An 18,499-nucleotide genomic window follows, 5' to 3' on the forward strand; every position below is an offset into this window, starting at 1 on the left:
TGCGCTTACATTTTAAGTATAATGATTATACATAATTACTTCTTGCACTTTTTTCAAAAGAAATAACACTATTTTCACTTTAGGGGATGTAATATGAAAAAGTCAGCTTTAAAAGAAAACTCCGCTCATGGTACTGCATCATTTCCCTTGCATATATACAGTAAGGTCAGAGAACGGGATTATCATGTAGGCTATCATTGGCATGAGGAATTGGAATTTATCTTTGTTGAGGAAGGTGTTATTGAAGTTACGGTAAATTCGGATATGGTAGAGGTTGTGAAGGGACAGTTTATTTTCATTAATTCCGGTGACTTGCACCAAATTACGTCAACCGGTCCCTCGATTCATCATGCTATCGTATTTCATCCGCAAATATTGAATTTTGACTATCCGGATACCAGCCAAAATTCCATTATCACACCTATAACTAAGGGGTATTTACGGTTCCCTTCTTCCACTCAAATTGACGGGCCGTTAACGAAATATATCGTTGATAAGTTAATAGCCATTATTAAAACTAATCACATTGCAATGGAATTATCTGCATTAAGTATTAAAATCATGTTACTGGAAATTATTTTAGCGCTTTTTGAGCGAAAGCTTTTTTGGGAATTACAAACAAACGTAAAAGAAAAACAGGAAAACATAAAAAAAGTAATCACCTATATCCAGGATCATTACGATAAAAAAATATTGCTTGAAGACTTAGCCTCACTATTAAATATGAATAAAAATTATTTTTCAAAATATTTTCATCAGGCAATCGGTAAAACGCCCATAACGTATATAAATGAATATCGATGTGAAAAAGCGGCCGAGTTGCTAAAAAGCAGTGATTTAAAAGTCTTGGATATTTCTTTTATGGTCGGTTTTGAGAATTTCAGTTATTTCATTAGGAGATTTAAAGAGCATAAGCGTTATTCCCCCATTCAATACAGAAAGAAATTTAATATGAGGGGTATTTCAAATTAGCCCAAGATGCAGATGAAGCTTGCCTGATGTTTTAAAAGTTGTCATGATCTAAGCATTGAAGAGCATCATACAGACAAGGCTGGTTACCCAGGCCCGATCTTGAATTGAACCCATATGGGAAATTGGGTTCTTATTCAAGGAAAACCGTTTAGCTACCTTTTTGTGGTATAAGAAAAAATGTATTCTGACGAGGTCTATTTATGAATATATAATTATTGTGTCTCCGTTCACGAACCCCGTATTTTGTATATTTTTATTAACGGGTTAATCATCGTAATTACCCTAGATATTTTACGCAAAGAAATGACCTTCTTTTTCAAGTGATGAATCAATAAAAGAGAACCGATGTCGATCTATCAGTTCTCTAGAAAAAAATTCTATATGAGATGCAATTTTTTGGTTCAAAAAAGCAGTCGCTACTGAAGCCTCCCAATATGCTTACTTTTCCTTATTGTCTTGGTTATTCTTTTCTGAATTTCGTCTCTGATTTGCTTTCGTCTCGGCATTCACATGGTTTGCATCATTTGGTTTATTTTTTTTGGAACCTCTTGCAGCATTGCTCATACTGATTCACCTCCCGCGGCAGCTTATTTACGTATATTAGCATACTCCTGCCTCCAAATTTTATACCCTCACCATCGATGTGGCACATCGCTAACTAGCATACAAGGGACGGACAGGTTTGTTCCGGATGAAGTCCCACGCACCAGTAAGTCCTCCCCTGGCATTTGAAAAAAGATCGACCAGTAATTTTTTAATGGTCACCCCGCCCCTTCAGATACCGACAAAAACGCTTTTTGATTTTTCGCGTTACAGATTTACCTATCACTACATACGCTTACACATTAACCATATTTAAGATGCGCTTCACTATCCATCACTTGTAATTGATACTGCCTAATCAATTCTATTAATAACTCACTATATATTTTCTTTCCGGCTTCATTTTCTTTTGTACTATACCCCGCTTCCTGAAGAGCTGTTGCCTGCTCGATATACGTTTTAGAAGAAAATAAACCATGCTTTTCATATCGGGGATTTTCTGTTAAAAAGACTGAATGATCCTTGAGTGAATCGGAAACCGTATCATACACTCTAAAATCCGCTTGAATTTCCTCATCAAGAAATTCACTCGTCCTAATATTGGCCGACTCTCCATCCCAGTTATAACTTTTTATCCCGAAGATATTGTTATACTTCACTGACAAATCCGATTTTCCCCAACCTGATTCTAAAATAGCTTGTGCAATTGTAATAGAAGGCAAAATGCCATACTCTTTATAATTTTCTATGGCTCCCTCCTTTAAGCTTGAAATGAAATTCATTTGCACGCTATCTTCTTTTTTCATTGAAAAATCAATCACAGCATCTAAATGCTTCAAATAAGCTTTAACTTCCTTTTTTTGTTTTGCATCATAACCCAGTGCTTCATACACTTCATCCATTTCCTTCAATCGGTATTGGTTCTTCCTCTTCTCCATGAATAGGTTTGTCGTCTTTTCTAATTCGGCCGTTGACATTGCGTCTATTCCATATTCCACACTTGCAATGGCAGCTACCTCTTTCCAATCCACTTGTATTTTCCCGACACTTGTTTCATCTACCACTTTTTGAATTTCCATCATTTTTTCTGTAGAAACCGAGTTTATGTCAAAATGTTTTGTTACTTTCAGAGCTGCTATCAATATTAAAGTAAAAATAATAATTTTCCCTACTCTCGCTCTTCTCACAGTTCCCCCACCCTTTCATTCCTTTATTTCGATCGTCGGATTTAATAAATAAATGACATTTCATTTATGATGTATATAGTACCTCCGATATGTCACAGAATTATGACAAAAAAAAAGCATCACCAATGTTGACGAGCTTTCCACTCCAGGCACTCGCTTTCCGCGGGCGGTCGGGAAGCCTCCTCGGCGCATTACGCCTACGGTGTCTCCCCTAGACGCGCTTTTCCCGCAGGAGTCTCGTACCTTCCGTTCCAATCAACTTTGTTTTACCTTTAGATGGAACACTTTTACCTCGAGTCATTTTTGTTTTAAAATAGGAGGATTAAAACTTGAGGTGATGAGGATGCCTTCTAAACATAATTCTGTTCAGCAAGATCAACTTGAAATGATTACGTTAGATCAATTGGTGCCACCGAACTATTTGGTTGGAAAAATATAGGCTGCCATTGACTTCACGTCCGCTATTAACCTACTCAATAACGAATAAAGGTGGCTATCGTGAGTACAAATCGCCCCAACACACCTGTGCAACCTGCTCATCTTTATCACGATGTACAAACAGCAAAATTCATCAAGGACACGGCATATCTGGCAAACACATGTGGAAGGTCTGATCATCTGCGTCATCATCAAGATGTAAAACCTGTCTATGCGAAAATTGTCGATGCAGGCGATGCTTACTTTCGCTTCCATGAATGTAAAAAAGATTACCAATTGGACATGGCAAGGTCCAAAACTTTCCTAACAAAGGGGGCTAGTAGAGCCCTGATCTCTAAAATCCAGCGAACATTCGAAGATAATTTAAAAAGGGGTTCGGAATTTTTAATTCCGAACCCCCTCTTGTCTACAAACTGAAGCATCACCAATGTGGTGATGCTTCACTGTGTTTCAAACCAGATCGTAAAGTGAATGTTCTCTCCTTTTAAAGTTGCTTCGTATCTTACATCATTTTTTGCCAATATATTGGCCACTATTGCCAGGCCTAAACCCGTTCCGGAAATTTCTTTATTTCTCGATTCTTCTATAACATAAAAAGAATTCCATATATTTTGTAAATGTTCTTTTTTAACTATCGTTGTTTTATTTATTATTTCGAATTTCAAACTGCCGTCGGGTTCATTGTTCAAAGTTATGAAAATAAAAGCCTCTTCCCCATATTTAATCGCATTGGCAATGAGGTTTTTGAAGACGATATCCATTTGGCTTTTATCTGCTTTCACCATGCAATTCCCGGCTGAAGCCAAGTCCTCGCGCACTTCCATGCCTTTATTACTCAATAAGATTTTATAGTGAACAATTAACTGTTGAAGAAACGCTCTTAAATCAAACGTTTCCGTGCTGATATCCAGTGCCTGCACTTTAGCAAGCAGAATTAAGTGGTCCACCATATCAGAAGTATTCTTCACCTGCTCTAGAATGACATTCGTATATGTACCATCATCTAAGCCATCCTTTATACCAACTGTATAGGCTTGTATTAATGATAAAGGTGTCTTCACCTCATGGGATATGTTAGATACCAAGGAATTCAAATTTTGATTTTTCTGTTCCAATTGCAGATGGGCATTTTTCAAGCGACAGCTCATATCATTGATAATGTGAGATAGATCTTCAATTTCATCACCTGACTTTATATGTACTTGTTTAAAGTCCAAATTGGCAATATCTTTCGCCACGCTTTTCAGCTTTTCCAATGGAGTAATGATTTTTTTGGAATAATAGGCAACCAACAATAACGTAATGATGGTCCCGAAAGCGATGGAGTAAAAATACAATTGATTGATAATTTTCATGGCATCGGAGTTATGGACGATAACTGCCCCGATTAAAACCAGATGTCCCTCCTGCTCATATAATAGTGTAAGCAAGCTGGATTTAATTTTCCCTTGGTTATAAAGCTGTTTGACTGGAATGCCCTCGCTTACTTTTTTTAATGTATCCTCGGACATCCAAAACTTGTTCAATGGAATTTTCTCTTTATATAGACTAAATTGCATCCGCTCATTCAAATCATCGATATTCCCTTTGTTTTCGATGACGACAATCGTGACATTGTTAATATTTTCAGTGGAACTTTTCATTTCCCTTATTTCACTGATACTCATTTCATTTATTTCATCATAAGTTGATGTAAGTTTTTGTTTCATCTTATACAAATAATAATCAGATAGAAAATAGTTGTTCAATAAATAGGAAGCACCGAAAACGATAACCATTATGATGCTGACCATCGATAATAGCTTAATGCTTATTTTATTGCTCTTTATCATGAAAGCTATACCCCAATCCCCTATGCGTGAGGATATTATCGGCACCAATCTTGTCGCGCAATCTATTGATGTGAGTGTCGACTGTTCTTTCTTCGCCGATATAGCTCATCCCCCATACCATTGATAACAACGTATCACGAGCCAAAATCTGACCTTTATTTTTATACAAAAATGTCAGCAACTCAAACTCTTTTTTGGAGAGCTTGACCTCTTTACCATTTTTGTATACTTTCATTTTCAGGTAATCCATTTTTAAATCCCTGATTCTGACTGTTTTTTCCAAACCAAGCATTTTTTTGACTCTAATGATCAAAATTCGCGGGTCAAATGGTTTACGTATATACTCATCGGCACCAATATCCAGAGCACGGAATTCATCATCATTGGATGATCTTGCTGTAAGCATCACCACTTTCACCAAGCTCACTTTCTTTATTTCAGAACAGACTTCCATGCCGTTTAATTTTGGCATCATCCAATCCAGTACAACCAAATCGATTTTATGGGAAAAGAAGAGGCTCAGAGCCTCATCGCCATCGTATGCAACATACACATTGAATCCTTCCTTCTCAAAATAAGTCTTCAATATGTCTGTCAATCGTTTTTCATCATCAGCTATCAAAATATTCATTAAAAACTCCCCTTATACCATCAAAAAAGTGAAACCTTATCATTAAGACTTCACTTTTTTTTATGTTTTATTACAAATCGAAGTTAATTTCCCTTTAATTCCTTTTTCAACACATTCCAAATCGGATTATGTACTTCAATTTCTTCTCGGTTTGGCTTTTCTCCATTCTCCAGCGCCTCCCAGTATTTCCAATTTGGCGCCTGATTCCCGAGTTGATAATCCATCCCCTCCCACGTATCTTCGCGGAATGCATAAAAGGCCCAATGCCATCCATATTGGTTGAAAATTGAAATGAGGTCAGCCATATATTTATCTGAGCCTTCCACTAATCGATTTATGCCAAATTCTTCGACGATAATTCGATTTGCTGGTATGTTGTTTTGTTTTGACCATTTCGTTACAGGTTCCAAAAATTCCTCTAATGCATTTTTGTTAAACACTTTCTCCGTTTGCCTTTCTCCCACTACTACCGGCCCAGGATATTTATAGGTAAATCCTTTTCGTTTATTTTGACTGGTCATTTCATATGGCTCATACATATGGAACGCATATAAAACTTTATCGTCCTTAATCGGTTTTAAATATTCAAATGCCCATGGCGTTGCATACAGACCCGAATTAAGGATTATGGGTGTTTCTTTATCCACCGTTCGAACAGAATCGACGATCGTTTTATACAATTCATTTAAATCGGCTGCTGTATGTTCTACATTGTTATACCACTCCCGATAATCCTCTGTCCAAAAATCACCGAAACCTGTAGCTGTTTCGGGATGTGGTTCATTAATCAGGTTATAGCCTACCACAGCCGGATGATTCTTCAATCTCTGTGCAAGATCTCTCCAAAATGATGCAGATTGTTCATGATACTTAGTATCTTTCCAAATACGATCATCATTTTCATAATGATTGAACTGCCTCCAACGGTTGCCCGGAAGACTAAGCACTGTCAGGACAACTTTTGATCCCCGTTCATACGCAGCATCGAGATCTGCCTCCAACTCTGCAAAATCCTCCTCATCGATCCCTTCGTATTCATTTGCACTACCTATCAGAAAATCTCTTTCAGGATGAACATCAGGCTTGTCATTGAACAGGAAGTCACGATCCTTTGCCCATTTATCCGGAGCCAAGCGAATAAATTCTATATTGAACTCCTTCGCCGCTTTGTAGTTTTCGGGTAAAGATGTGGAATTCATAAAATTCGCTCCTCTTTTCTGTTTATCCCAAAACGCCATTTTCCCATTTGATTTGTTAGCAATTAATTGTGGTTCATCTTCTTCCTCCTGTTGCATCGTACTGCAGCCCGAGACGGCTAGTATCATCATTGTCAATATAATGGATAGCAGAATTTTCATGGATTTCATTAGGTTCGCTCCTAAACTTGTTTTTTGAAGTCTTCCACTTCACATCCATTGTAGAAAATGTTTGTTACAGGAATATCACAATCACCACTGAACCAACAATCATGATTTGACTGGCTTGCAAAGTATATGTAAAGTAAGCCAATTCTTACGTGTATCATTGCTTTCTCTACTCTAAAAATGCAGGGGCACATTTTGTCATGTATCCTCTGCATTTTTATAGTCTGTTTTATATAACCTTCATATTCCCAATAGCGGTAATCACGTTTTTTTGAAAACCATTTCCTTTTTACTAAGAAAATGATTATCGTATCTATCTGACTTTGATTCGATAGAGTAGAATAATCCAGATTTGACGGGAAGTCATACAAGAAATAGGATCCCTAGGATTAGTAGTCTGTTGGCTACGTCCTCTAAACAATCCCCTTTTTTAACAATAACGCTATAAAGAAGTTATTCTACAAAATCTCCCCATTTATTTTCATGTATGCTACATTTAGGATAAAGTTTTATTCAAAATGGGGTTTATAACCGTGAATTCACAATTGACTGCTTTTATTACTGTAATCTGTACCTCAGGAGTACTTAATTTGTATTTATGCCTATTTGTTTTTTTCAAGCGATATAACTATACCAATATTGCTAATTTTTTTGTTCTTTACTCTGCTTCCATTACGATATATTGTTTCGCTTCTGCTTTTTACTTAATGGCGACAACACTTGAACAAATAAAGTTCTGGACGATCATTGAATATATTGGCATGCCCTTTTCTCCACCTTTAGGTTTAATGTTTATCATGCAGTATCTAGGAATAAAAATCACAAGAAAAATGGGTGTTTTTCTTCTTACTATCCCTTTTATTAGTTTAATAATGGTTGCCACGAATGATTTACATCATTTTCATTATAGAATATTTGAAATTGACCCAGCTTTGGGAGCTCCATATATTCACCAAGAGATAGGAATATGGTATATGATTCATGGTGTTTTCACATTTGCTTGTATGTTTGTAGCTTTTTTACTATTACTCTCTCACTGGAAAGAGACGGCCAAGATTTATCGACTGCAAATATTCTCGTTAATTTGTGGCCAATTTCTCCCTATGCTAACAGCTTTTATATACTTACTTGGATTAACTCCCCCAGGATTCGATCCAGTACCAATGGTTTTATGGATTTCTTCGCTTTTATATTTATGGTCCATTAGCTCATCACGTATGTTTACTCTCATGCCCATCGCAAAAGATACGATTTTCAATAGTATCAATGATGGTGTTATTGTATTGGATGAATCCTATCGTTTAATTGAGTTTAACAAAGCGTGTAAAAGCATGTTTCCAAAATTGAATGAATCCTTGTTTGGTATGGATTTTGCTAAGATTTGGTTCAAACTAACATCAGGAGACTCATTTCCTTTAAAGTTAGGGAATAATGCGTTTACTTGTGAAATAGAATTAGCTATCGATCATTCCAGACATATTTATCAAGTTCGTACTTCTTCATTGCATCATGGTAATATTGTAGGCTCATTGATTATTTTCACGGATATCACGGAGCTTAAAAGACTGCAGATGAAATTAGAGCATCTAGCTTATCATGATGAGCTTACACAAATTTATAATCGTCGGGCATTTTTTGAAAAATGCGAGAAAGTGTTTCCTCCAGCAAAAGAGGTTTCCCTGCCATTTACGATCATTTTAATTGATATAGATTATTTTAAAAGAGTGAATGATACTTATGGTCATAATGTTGGTGATCAATTACTAAAACATGTAGTAAGCGCTTGTCAATTGCAATTGAGTGAAGATATTCTCTTTGCTCGTTATGGCGGTGAAGAGTTCGTGCTTGCACTGAAGGGGACGGTATCAGAAGGCGAAACCTTAGCTAATCAGTTGCGTAGGTTTATAGAGACAAATCCTTTAAGTACTGCTGATGAGATGATTTCTGTTACAATAAGCTGCGGGGTTTCCGAGGCAACGTTCGGGACAGGGGAAACACTACATCAGCTTTTACATAAAGCAGATGAAGCTTTATACTCAGCAAAACGAGCTGGTCGTAATCAAGTACATGTCCATAATAAAAAAGTCTCCACAATTATGGAAAGACCCAGTTAGTTAAATGAAGCAAGGAAAAAACAGCCGCTAATCGTATATGATTAGCGGCTGTTTTTCTATCGGCAAAAGAGTGTATTACACAGAAGAAGTTTACAAGCAAAGACAAGCAACTAAAATGGGCAGGAAACTCCAATCATTAATTTTCAGTATCGAGGGTGCCTCCCGCCATTAGTGGATCATGAATCGGCTGCACTAAGTTAGACAATGATGGCAATTTACCTATACGCCTACGTACCCTTATGCAAAACCGCTATTGCCGCTGCTATAAGGATCATCCCCATAAAAGCGGGTGCAGCATGACCAAATGTTACATAGATTTGACCGCCAATGAGAGGCCCAATCATTCTTGCGAAAGCCTGAATAGATTGGCTGGCTCCTTGAATCCTTCCTTGTTCACTGGAATCGACAGACTTCGAGAGCATCCCATTGAATGAAGGACCGAAGACCGAATCACCAAACCCAAATATAAACATCCCCGCAATAAAAAGAGGATAGAATGAAAATAATGCAGATAGTGCAATCAAACTGTAGCCTATGATCTCCGAAACCATTCCAAGGATGGCTATCTGATTATCACTGCATGTTTTCAAAAGCTTTGGCATTATGAAACCTTGCGAAATGATGTCCTGGAAGCCCATGATCGAAAACATAAGTCCGATTAGTGCAGGCTTCCAACTGAAAGTGTCCATGGTAAATTGTGAAAAAATTGCCTGTAAAGATCCGTTGGGGATCCAAAGCAAGAACGCTGAGACCAGCAGCCTTTTTAAGTTTTTCATGGAAAGTACGTTCACCAGCTGTGTAAAAGGATTCAGTCTTACAAAGGGAATCTCTTTCAGTCGATTATTTTTGTCAAGGCTCTCAGGCATATATAAGGCTCCATAAACAACATTCAATAATGTTATTATGGCTCCAAAATACATGGGTACAGAATAACCAAACTTGGCAAGAAATCCGCCTAGAGCGGGGCCAATGACGGTGCCCACTCCAACAACCGCACTTACCCATCCAAAATATTTGGTTCTCTGTTCTGGAGGAATGATGTCTGCAAAATAGGCGAAGATCGTGCTTATGCTTCCGCCTGTTATACCTTCTATTATGCGCCCAGCAAACAACACCCATAAAGCTCCGCCCAATCCGAAAACTATATACCCGATTGCGGAACCAAAAAGGCAAACCAATAGCATTGGACGGCGGCCATATTTGTCGCTCAAAGCTCCAAGTACGGGGGCCGCGAAAAACACGCAAACGGCATATACAGAGGTCAGAAGCGTTACGGCTATAGCTTGTTCTCCCGGATTGCTTGTATAAGGCTGCACTAAAAATGGAACGACCGGCATTATGATACTGAAGCCTATCCCGCAAAGAAACACAGAGATAAGACCGAATATCAAAGCGTGTTTATTGATGGTTCGTTCTGTATTCCGTTCATTGTGTGATCTGAATTTGGACATTTGGATATTCTCCTCAACAGTTATCTTTTTGTTTCCTCGTCAACAAAACAATAACGTTATTTTGTTTCCTTGTCAACAAAATAACAGTAATAAAAAGGCAGCCCGTTCTCCGTAGAGTTGGGCTGCCTTTGATTTCATTCCCTTGTTCAAATTTATCAAGACTTAATACCAAGATCCTGTTTTTTTATTTCTGCATCCAAATGGCTGTTATACTTTTCCAAGAAGCTTAGCATACTGTCAAATTGTTCCTCGGTTACCTGTTCAAATACACCTTTATCCCGCTCTTGAAATTCTTTGTGCAGCTCCTCATGGATTTTATAAACTTCCTTCCCTTGCTCAGTAAGCCTAAAATAAATTTCTTTCTTGTTATCCGACTTCTGGTAGCTTTCGATAAGGCCTTTTTTTATGAGCTTCTTAGTCAACCTACTTATGGCACCGCGAGTCATATAAAAGGACTCCGCAAGTTTTGTCACGTTGGAATCTATATTCTTTTCAATATATTCGATGCAATGTACTTCTGAAGGCTTATAACCCTTGAGGCCCTCTTCCATCTTATCTTTATTAAGCCAAACCATCTTGTTATATAATTCCCTGAAACCGATTATGAACTGTTCCTCTTTGTTCATGGCCTGTCCTCCCGCCCGATGGTGCATTACCCATATTATATGGAGTTTTTGTTTCCATTTCAACAATACGGAATTATTACTTCAGGAATTCATCTATAATAAAAGGAAGCTGCGTTTAATACTTTGTATATTCACGCTAGTTAAATAAACCAATATCCAAACGGCAAGCAACTTTGTCAGAAATAATAAAATGAACAATGAAAAAGAAAGAGTATTTTTATCACTCTTCCTTTTTGGCCATTTTATCATTATCTAACTTTAACGAAATGTCTCTTAGTAAAGTGTTTCTTTCCTTTTGAGTTTTGATAAAGCTGATTAAAAACCAAGCAATAAATGCTATTGGAATTAAATAAAATAGTATACCAGAAAGTGCCATGAAGTCTACCCAGTTCATTGTTTCTCTCTCCAATCTTTTATATTGGGAATTATAGCATAAATACCCTATGTATTTGTCGACCTTTATAATCGGAAAATCATTGGATACAGTGCTTGCGCTCGTAAAGACGCACATCTAGTTCAATTAAAAAACCTGATTTGATAATCCAAGGAAACAGTAGGTTTTCGAGGTGGGGGTGTTCAACAAAAAAAGGCCCGTTATAAAACCGGACCTGAACGATCATCCCTTTACACTTCCAGCCGCAAGTCCTTCGACGAAGAACCTCTGCAGAAATAGGAATACGATCACCATAGGAAGCGACGCCATTAAAGCGGCGGCAGCAACGAGGTTGAGCTGGCTGGCATTCTGTCCAAAGAAGCCTGCAAGTGCAACGGTCAATGTCTGCACACTTGAATCTTGAAGGAAGAAAATTGCAAATTGGTAGTCGTTCCAAATGTATACGGATGAAATGATCAACACTGTTGCTGTAATCGGTTTCAAAAGTGGAAATACCACTTTGAAAAATACACCTAGCGTGCTGGCGCCGTCTAGTTTTGCGGCTTCTTCTAATTCTTTGGGAATGGTTGAGCGGATAAAACCTGCATATAAGAAAATCGTCAATGGCATAAAGGCGGCGACGTTGTTTAAAATCGCAACCAAATGCGTATTCATGAGCCCGATATCGACAACAAGTCGGTACAATGGAACAAGTGCTGTCAGTGGGGGGATAACCATAACCCCGACAAATAGAAAATACATGTATTTGTTTAGCTTTGTAGTTCTTCTTGCCAGTGCATATGCTGACATGGAGCCGAAAAAGATGAGAAGCACGGCAGAGAGGATTGTAATGATTGCCGTGTTTACAAATGCATTCCCCAGATTAGCATGTTCCCACGCGAGCGCGAAGTTTTCTGTGTCAAAGTAATCGGGAAAAGACCATTTGGATGTAAAATCGCCCGTCTTTTTTAAGGACGTCGTAATCAAAATATAAAATGGGATCAGGTGAAACGCAGTGATTAACAGCGCCAGTGCGGTCAGCAACCATTTCGTCCGTGATGAAAGTTGCCCCATTAAGCTTCAACCTCTTTTCGTTTAAAGTAGAAAAGCGCAGCCATACTGATGACTAAAATAATCAGCGCCATTAATATCCCTTGCGTTGCGGCGTAACCCGCATCCTGTCTTGAAAAATACAAGTTATACATAAATGTCGACATCGACTGAGATGCATTTCCCGGACCGCCGTTCGTCAATGCAACGATTACATCAAACAGTTTTAATCCGCCGATAATGTTCAGTACGATATTAATCGTGATTGAAGGCATTAATAGAGGAATGGTAATGTTTTTAAACTTTTGCCAGCCAGTCGCCCCATCAATATCCGCTGCTTCAAAGTAATCTTTTGAAATGCTTTGCAAACCAGCAAGATAAATAATCATCGCAATACCAACAAACTGGAATGTGTTAACGAATACAATTATGTAAGGATTGACCGCTGGATTGCCGAGTGCGTTTATTGGCTCTTTGCCAAAAAACATCATAATATCGTTTAACGCACCGCCCTGGAATGCAAAGAAGAAATACCAGATGTACCCCATAATAAGTGGGCTGATAATAACAGGCAAATAAATGATCGTTCTCGTAAAGGATCGTACTTTTAAATTGTGATTGAGCAATAGAGCGTATCCTAGTCCAACGATGTTTTGTAAAATCGTGCTGCCAATGCCAAAAAGCAATGTATTTTTCACCACTAGCCATGTATCAGGGTCGGCAAACATCCGCTTATATTGATCAAGCCCAACATAGTCATACGTCTGTGAGAAGCCGTTCCAGTTTGTAAATGAGATCCTGATGCCGTCCAAGAATGGATAGATAATAAACAAACACACAATCAGGGCACTAGGCAGATACATCCACCACAGTGAAGATTCCCGCCGGGTTTTTTTCATTTTTCGACTCGTCGTTTTCGTTTTTTCAGCTGCCTTCGTCAGCACTACAGCCATTTTATCCAGCTCCTTTTTCTAAGCTATTGGAGAAAAGGAGCTGGTGTCCGCTCCTTTTCCAAATGCTGCTATTTACCTCTTAACCGTGTGTATTCCTGTGCCATTTTTTTAGAAACCTGTTCGGGCTCCATCGTCCCAGCAATAAGTTCTTGTCCCGTTGAGCCCATCGGATCCCACATACCGCTTGGCAAATACATGCGATCAAAATAAGGCTGAATCTGTGTTCCTTCATATTGTTTATAAAATTCCGCAAAGTAATTGTCTGCTTCTACATTTGTCAACGCTGATGGAAGAGACGTTCCTTCCGCGAATTTTTTCGCTACTTCCGGCTGGGCAATATACTCGATAAATTGCTTTGCTTCTTCAAGATGTTCCGATTTTTTCGATACGGCAAGCGTCAGTCGTTCTCCCCCGATCCAGCTAGGTGAATCGCCGGGATGAATAGCGGGAACCGGCATGGTGCCAACTTTCAATTCCGGATTCAGCTTCGTTACTTCACGGCCAATAGAACCGTTCAGCATCGTAAACGCAATTTTATTTTGTGCCATCAATTCTGGACCCTGTGTTAATTGGGCTGTCAGCACGTCTTTATTCAACAATCCCTTATCATTCATTTCTTTCAGCTTTTCAGGAAGATACGTGTAGTTGGACCAATCAAAGGACCCGTCCAAAAGCTCTTTTTTATAGCTGTCTTCTTTATCGGTGATAAGGAGCGGCGTTGAAAATTGATCAAAATATTGGCCAAATTGGCTTTTATCAGACCCTCCCAGCCAAAATGGTACGACTTTTCCATTACTTTTTTCTTTAACGGCTTCAAGTGCCTCCATGAATTCATCGAATGTAGACGGTGCTTCAATGCCATATTCATCTAGAAGGGTTTTATTGTAAGACAATCCGTCCAGAGCCTGGTTAATTGGAAAGGCGTGAAGTTTTCCTTCATCGTCCGTCAAAATAGGCTTCATCGCCGGATCCAAGTTTGCTGCCCATTCCATATCACCTAAATCTTCAGTGTACTCCCCATACCGACTTTTTGCCCACCCGTGCGTGTCGAATAGGTCAGGCATGTCATCCGCTGCCATTTTAACGCGTGCAAGGTCTTCGTAACCGTCCCCTGGGTATGTATCTTCAATATCAATATTTGGGTTTTCTTTCTCGAAATCCGCTACGATTTCTTTAAACGTATCCATGTCCGCTTTTACCGTTGCCGTGGACATAAGTGTCAATTTAACTTGACCGCCGCTTTCTCCTCCGCTATCCACGCTGTTATTTCCACAGGCTGTCAGTGCAATCAATGCTGATATAGAAAGTACGGATAATACCATTCGTTTTTTCATGGATTTCCCTCCAAATGAATATCTTTTAGTGGATGATTTTCTGCCAGCTTCTTCATTTTTACACCGCAGCTCTCCCGGACAATTAAAGTGGTTGGAACGATAATCTTTACAGGCATTTCCCGGCCTTCTAACCTATCAAGCATCATTTTGACGCCAAACCGGCCCATTTCTTCCGTGGGGATTTTCACGGTTGTCAGCGGCGGTGTTGTAAATTGGGCCATTTCGATATCGTTAAAACTGACGATTGCTACATCATCCGGAACACGGATATTTGCCTCCTGAAGCGCTCTTATGGCACCAATTGCCATTGAGTCACTCGCGATAAAAAATGCTTCTGGCAAGCTGCCCTTTCCAACCGCACCTTTCATTAAATCGTAGCCGGAGTGAATGGAATATTCTTTTACAAACAGTAAATCCCGATCATAGGCATTTCGCTCCTTCATTTTGCTTTCATAAACGGTTTTGCGCGCGTCAGGTATATAAACCTTCTTCTTCAATGCCTGTGCTTCTTCGACGGATATTCGTTCTGTCCCTCCAATATAGCCAATTCGCTTGTACCCACAATCACCCAGATGATCCATCGCCAGGCTGGCTGCTTTTTCGTAATCAAAGATGATTGAATCGAATTGATCTTTATGCGCGTCTTGGTTAATAAGAACAATATTGCGGTTATATTCGTAAATTGATTCAAGAATCTGTGTGTCTATCCGTCCAACCACAACTAATCCGTCCAGTTCTGAAAGATCATCTTTTGCTTTGACCATATGCTGAAGCCGTATTAACTTTAACGAAGTGATTCCCCTGTCGGCACTTTCTTTTTCAATGCCTTCCCGAATGGACTGCCAGTATGGATCTTTTGCTTCTTCCTTTTGTGACTGAAGCAGTACCATTCCAATTTTTGTATCTCCTGTTTTACCTGCTTCTTTTTGATGGACCAGATTTTGCATGCGCCTGCTTTTGACCGTCCGATAATTTAATTCTCTGGCCATCTGGAAAACTCTTTGTTTCGTTTCTGGTGAAGCAGAAAGTGTTTCATCATGATTTAAGACTCGCGACACGGTAGAAGCGGATAAATTCGTTTGTTTGGCAATATCTTTAATTGTTGCCATTTGACTTCCCTCAATTTTTAGTAAATTTTACTGAACAAAATGAGTGTAGCATGGAAAGATATCGCTCACGATTATATAATCAGAATGTTCTGATATTTAACTTCGGAAAGTTTTACTGTTTGATAGCTTTTTTATCCATTTTATATTCCGGGAGCATCTCGCCATGCGCTTCAATTAAGTCGTCACACAAGCTGATAATATCATCCATGGAAAGCTCAGCCGCCGTATGAGGATCAAGCATAGCGGCCTGATAAATTTTTTCGGATGATTTTGTCATAGCTGCTTCAATGGTCAATAGCTGTGTATTGATATTTGAGCGGTTCAACGCTGCAAGCTGTTCCGGAAGTTCACCCATATAGGCTGGTGTAATGCCATTTCGATTCGCAATACAAGGCACCTCTACAACTGCTTTTTCCGGCAAATTGGAAATGAGGCCGCCGGTATTTAACACGTTGCCGCCAAATACGAATGGTTCGTTCGTTTCCATCGCTTCGATAATGCGCGATCCATACTCTTTGGAGCGCTCATGCGTTACATTTTCGTCATTCATCAGCTCTTCTTTCGTTCTTAACCAATTGGCAATTTGTTCTTCACATCGACGTGGATATTCATCTAGGGGAATATTGAATCGTTCAATTAATTCAGGATATTTGTCTTTAATGAAAAAAGGATGATATTCCGAGTTATGTTCAGAAGATTCCGTCACATAGTATCCGAATTTGTCCATTAGCTCATAGCGGACCATGTCATGATGCTTTGATTTTTGCTTTTCTTTCGCCCGTTTCTTAATTTCAGGATATAAATCCTTGCCATTGGATTTGATTTCAAGCAGCCATGCCATATGATTAATGCCGGCAATTCGTTCTTCAATGTTTTCGTATGGAATAGCAAGATCTTTTAGTAGATCGCTTGTACATACTTGAACGCTATGGCATAAGCCAACCATTTTCACATTTGTATGCCGTAAAACAGCTCCTGTTAGTGTGGCCATCGGGTTTGTGTAATTCAAGAGCCAAGCATCCGGGCAAACTTCTTCGATATCCTTAGCAATCTCCAGCATGACGGGAATCGTACGCAGCGCACGGAACAGTCCCCCAATTCCAATTGTGTCGGCAATTGTCTGACGGAGGCCATACTTTTTCGGAATGTCAAAATCAATGACTGTACTCGGCTTGTATCCTCCGACTTGAATGGCATTAATCACATATTTTGCACCATGCAATGCTTCTTTTCGATCTGTGTATGTCTTGATCGTAACACCGGCATTTACTGTTCTTTTCAAAGCGTTGAGCAATACTCCTGATTCTAAAAGACGGTCGGGGTCAATATCGAACAAAGCAAATTCAAAATCCTGGAGGGACGGAGACAACATGCAGTCACCCAATACGTTTTTGGTAAAAATGGTACTTCCCGCGCCGATGAATGTAATCTTTTTCATTTGTCATCCTCCATTAAAAGTTAGTGTTGAAAATTTAGTAAATTTTAATTAACATATTGTTAAAATAAATAATACAGCGCTTCCAATATCCAGGCAATGGTAAATAAAATCGGAAAAGAGGTAATATATTGCTATCTCGATCAAATGACCATAACCATAGCTTTGTCTATCATATTTCAAAAGAGCCTTTAACTGAGGCAGCTCTGATAACCTCCATCGGTTTGGAAAAACGAACGTCGACTGATTATTACTGGGATGGCCGTATGCGACCAAATGATTTAAAAACGTGTATTTTCCAATATACACTGAAAGGATATGGAGAAGTCCGGGTAGGTGAAAAAACGTATGCAATTAAACCTGGCGAAGCATTTATCGTCAAAGTACCAAGTGAACATTGTTATTATCTTCCTGAAAAAAGTCCGGAGTGGGAATTTATCTTCATTACTCTGAAGGGAGATAAAGCCGAGGAATGCTGGGACCACCTGATCAAACAATTTGACTTGGTCGTCCCAGTGGATGCCAATGCCCCGTTAATTTTTTTGCTTCAGAAAATCTATCAATTTGCGTTAAATGAAGGCATAGAGGATACCTTTACTTCTTCTGCATTTGCCTATGAATTTATCATGGGACTATACCGTTTTGCGAAAGGACTGGATAGCCCACAACCTGGGATACCGGATGATATCCTGATGGCGATTCAGTTCATGACGACAAACTATCAGGAACCGCTATCATTGGAATCCATCGCCAAGCATGCCGGACTGTCCAAATACTATTTTACGAATAAATTCCAAAAGTACATGAAAACGACCCCTATTCAATTTCTGACGAAGATACGGATACAGAAAGCAATGGAACTCTTATCAATCACAAATAAGACGATTCAGGAAATCGCAACGGAAACAGGCTATGATAATGCGAATTATTTTAGTAAAGTTTTCAAGAAAATGATTGGCAACTCTGCAGACAGTTTTCGAAAAGATAAGAAAATGCCGGAATTTCAGCATGTCATTATTGATTAGCTATGTAAGTCGAGAGAATGGATCTGCCCCACCTCATTCTTGTTTCTCAATAAAAAACCATC

Annotated in this window: 16 protein-coding genes and 1 pseudogene; 4 read left to right on the plus strand and 13 right to left on the minus strand. The window is 38.9% G+C overall.

Annotated features, from left to right (window positions below; genetic code table 11):
• Positions 1-93: 93 nt before the first annotated feature.
• Positions 94-972, plus strand: coding sequence for an AraC family transcriptional regulator (locus tag AS888_RS08030; protein WP_061141620.1), 879 nt, complete (start codon positions 94-96; stop codon positions 970-972).
• Positions 973-1,410: 438 nt separating this feature from the next.
• On the opposite strand, the gene AS888_RS26770 is transcribed toward AS888_RS08030, so the two are convergent.
• Entirely contained in the window at positions 1,411-1,536 is a 126-nt protein-coding gene (locus AS888_RS26770; protein ID WP_260320160.1) for a hypothetical protein, read from the minus strand.
• A gap of 281 nt (positions 1,537-1,817) precedes the next feature.
• Positions 1,818-2,702 carry a glycoside hydrolase family 73 protein gene (locus AS888_RS08035; RefSeq protein WP_061141621.1) on the minus strand — a complete coding sequence of 295 codons (885 nt, stop codon included), beginning with the start codon at positions 2,700-2,702 and terminating at the stop codon, positions 1,818-1,820.
• A 461-nt stretch (positions 2,703-3,163) separates the two neighbouring features.
• Here AS888_RS08035 and AS888_RS25600 point away from each other — a divergent pair.
• A pseudogene (locus AS888_RS25600) lies at positions 3,164-3,447 on the plus strand (IS5/IS1182 family transposase); the annotation flags it as partial.
• Positions 3,448-3,580: 133 nt separating this feature from the next.
• Here the strand turns inward: AS888_RS25600 and AS888_RS08045 are convergent.
• From AS888_RS08045 to AS888_RS08055, 3 genes are all read right to left on the minus strand, one after another.
• Positions 3,581-4,972, minus strand: a complete 1,392-nt coding sequence (locus tag AS888_RS08045) for a sensor histidine kinase (protein WP_061141623.1) — start codon at positions 4,970-4,972, stop codon at positions 3,581-3,583.
• Positions 4,956-5,603: a response regulator transcription factor gene (locus AS888_RS08050; protein ID WP_061141624.1), complete on the minus strand. Its 648-nt coding sequence runs from the start codon at positions 5,601-5,603 to the stop codon at positions 4,956-4,958. The genes AS888_RS08045 and AS888_RS08050 overlap by 17 nt, the downstream gene beginning before the upstream one ends.
• Positions 5,604-5,686: 83 nt before the next feature.
• A complete protein-coding gene (locus AS888_RS08055) occupies positions 5,687-6,970 on the minus strand; it encodes a glycoside hydrolase family 5 protein (protein ID WP_397251189.1) in 1,284 nt (427 codons plus the stop codon).
• Between the two features lie 530 nt (positions 6,971-7,500).
• Between AS888_RS08055 and AS888_RS08065 the strand changes: the two genes are divergently transcribed.
• Positions 7,501-9,081, plus strand: a complete 1,581-nt coding sequence (locus AS888_RS08065) for a histidine kinase N-terminal 7TM domain-containing diguanylate cyclase (protein ID WP_061141626.1) — start codon at positions 7,501-7,503, stop codon at positions 9,079-9,081.
• Between the two features lie 227 nt (positions 9,082-9,308).
• Here the strand turns inward: AS888_RS08065 and AS888_RS08070 are convergent, their stop codons facing one another.
• The 8 genes from AS888_RS08070 to melA form a co-directional block, all read right to left on the minus strand.
• The gene (locus tag AS888_RS08070) at positions 9,309-10,532 is read right to left on the minus strand and encodes an MFS transporter (protein WP_061141627.1); all 1,224 of its coding nucleotides are present in this window, start codon (positions 10,530-10,532) and stop codon (positions 9,309-9,311) included.
• A gap of 155 nt (positions 10,533-10,687) precedes the next feature.
• Positions 10,688-11,158: a MarR family transcriptional regulator gene (locus AS888_RS08075; protein ID WP_061141628.1), complete on the minus strand. Its 471-nt coding sequence runs from the start codon at positions 11,156-11,158 to the stop codon at positions 10,688-10,690.
• Positions 11,159-11,378: 220 nt separating this feature from the next.
• The gene (locus tag AS888_RS26115; RefSeq protein ID WP_185113046.1) at positions 11,379-11,552 is read right to left on the minus strand and encodes a hypothetical protein; all 174 of its coding nucleotides are present in this window, start codon (positions 11,550-11,552) and stop codon (positions 11,379-11,381) included.
• A gap of 222 nt (positions 11,553-11,774) precedes the next feature.
• Positions 11,775-12,605: a carbohydrate ABC transporter permease gene (locus AS888_RS08080; RefSeq protein ID WP_061141629.1), complete on the minus strand. Its 831-nt coding sequence runs from the start codon at positions 12,603-12,605 to the stop codon at positions 11,775-11,777.
• A complete protein-coding gene (locus AS888_RS08085; RefSeq protein WP_260320168.1) occupies positions 12,605-13,480 on the minus strand; it encodes a carbohydrate ABC transporter permease in 876 nt (291 codons plus the stop codon). Before AS888_RS08085 ends, AS888_RS08080 begins: the two co-directional genes overlap by 1 nt.
• Before the next feature lie 122 nt (positions 13,481-13,602).
• Complete coding sequence (locus tag AS888_RS08090) at positions 13,603-14,868, minus strand: ABC transporter substrate-binding protein (protein WP_061141631.1); 1,266 nt, start codon at positions 14,866-14,868, stop codon at positions 13,603-13,605.
• Complete coding sequence (locus AS888_RS08095) at positions 14,865-15,977, minus strand: LacI family DNA-binding transcriptional regulator (RefSeq protein ID WP_061141632.1); 1,113 nt, start codon at positions 15,975-15,977, stop codon at positions 14,865-14,867. The genes AS888_RS08090 and AS888_RS08095 overlap by 4 nt, the downstream gene beginning before the upstream one ends.
• Positions 15,978-16,089: 112 nt before the next feature.
• Positions 16,090-17,415, minus strand: a complete 1,326-nt coding sequence (melA, locus tag AS888_RS08100) for an alpha-glucosidase/alpha-galactosidase (protein WP_061141633.1) — start codon at positions 17,413-17,415, stop codon at positions 16,090-16,092.
• A 128-nt stretch (positions 17,416-17,543) separates the two neighbouring features.
• Here melA and AS888_RS08105 point away from each other — a divergent pair, with 128 nt between their 5' ends.
• Positions 17,544-18,437, plus strand: a complete 894-nt coding sequence (locus tag AS888_RS08105; protein WP_061141634.1) for an AraC family transcriptional regulator — start codon at positions 17,544-17,546, stop codon at positions 18,435-18,437.
• Positions 18,438-18,499 lie beyond the last annotated feature (62 nt).

It is taken from the genome of Peribacillus simplex (genome assembly GCF_001542915.1).
GTDB lineage: Bacteria > Bacillota > Bacilli > Bacillales > DSM-1321 > Peribacillus > Peribacillus simplex_B.

Coding starts and splice junctions, on each gene's coding strand:
- AS888_RS08030 (WP_061141620.1), top strand. CDS start 94: ATGAAAAAGTCAGCTTTAAAAGAAAACTCCGCTCATGGTACTGCATCA.
- AS888_RS26770 (WP_260320160.1), bottom strand. CDS start 1,536: ATGAGCAATGCTGCAAGAGGTTCCAAAAAAAATAAACCAAATGATGCA.
- AS888_RS08045 (WP_061141623.1), bottom strand. CDS start 4,972: ATGATAAAGAGCAATAAAATAAGCATTAAGCTATTATCGATGGTCAGC.
- AS888_RS08050 (WP_061141624.1), bottom strand. CDS start 5,603: ATGAATATTTTGATAGCTGATGATGAAAAACGATTGACAGACATATTG.
- AS888_RS08055 (WP_397251189.1), bottom strand. CDS start 6,970: ATGAAATCCATGAAAATTCTGCTATCCATTATATTGACAATGATGATA.
- AS888_RS08070 (WP_061141627.1), bottom strand. CDS start 10,532: ATGTCCAAATTCAGATCACACAATGAACGGAATACAGAACGAACCATC.
- AS888_RS08075 (WP_061141628.1), bottom strand. CDS start 11,158: ATGAACAAAGAGGAACAGTTCATAATCGGTTTCAGGGAATTATATAAC.
- AS888_RS26115 (WP_185113046.1), bottom strand. CDS start 11,552: ATGAACTGGGTAGACTTCATGGCACTTTCTGGTATACTATTTTATTTA.
- AS888_RS08080 (WP_061141629.1), bottom strand. CDS start 12,605: ATGGGGCAACTTTCATCACGGACGAAATGGTTGCTGACCGCACTGGCG.
- AS888_RS08085 (WP_260320168.1), bottom strand. CDS start 13,480: ATGAAAAAAACCCGGCGGGAATCTTCACTGTGGTGGATGTATCTGCCT.
- AS888_RS08090 (WP_061141631.1), bottom strand. CDS start 14,868: ATGAAAAAACGAATGGTATTATCCGTACTTTCTATATCAGCATTGATT.
- AS888_RS08095 (WP_061141632.1), bottom strand. CDS start 15,977: ATGGCAACAATTAAAGATATTGCCAAACAAACGAATTTATCCGCTTCT.
- melA (WP_061141633.1), bottom strand. CDS start 17,415: ATGAAAAAGATTACATTCATCGGCGCGGGAAGTACCATTTTTACCAAA.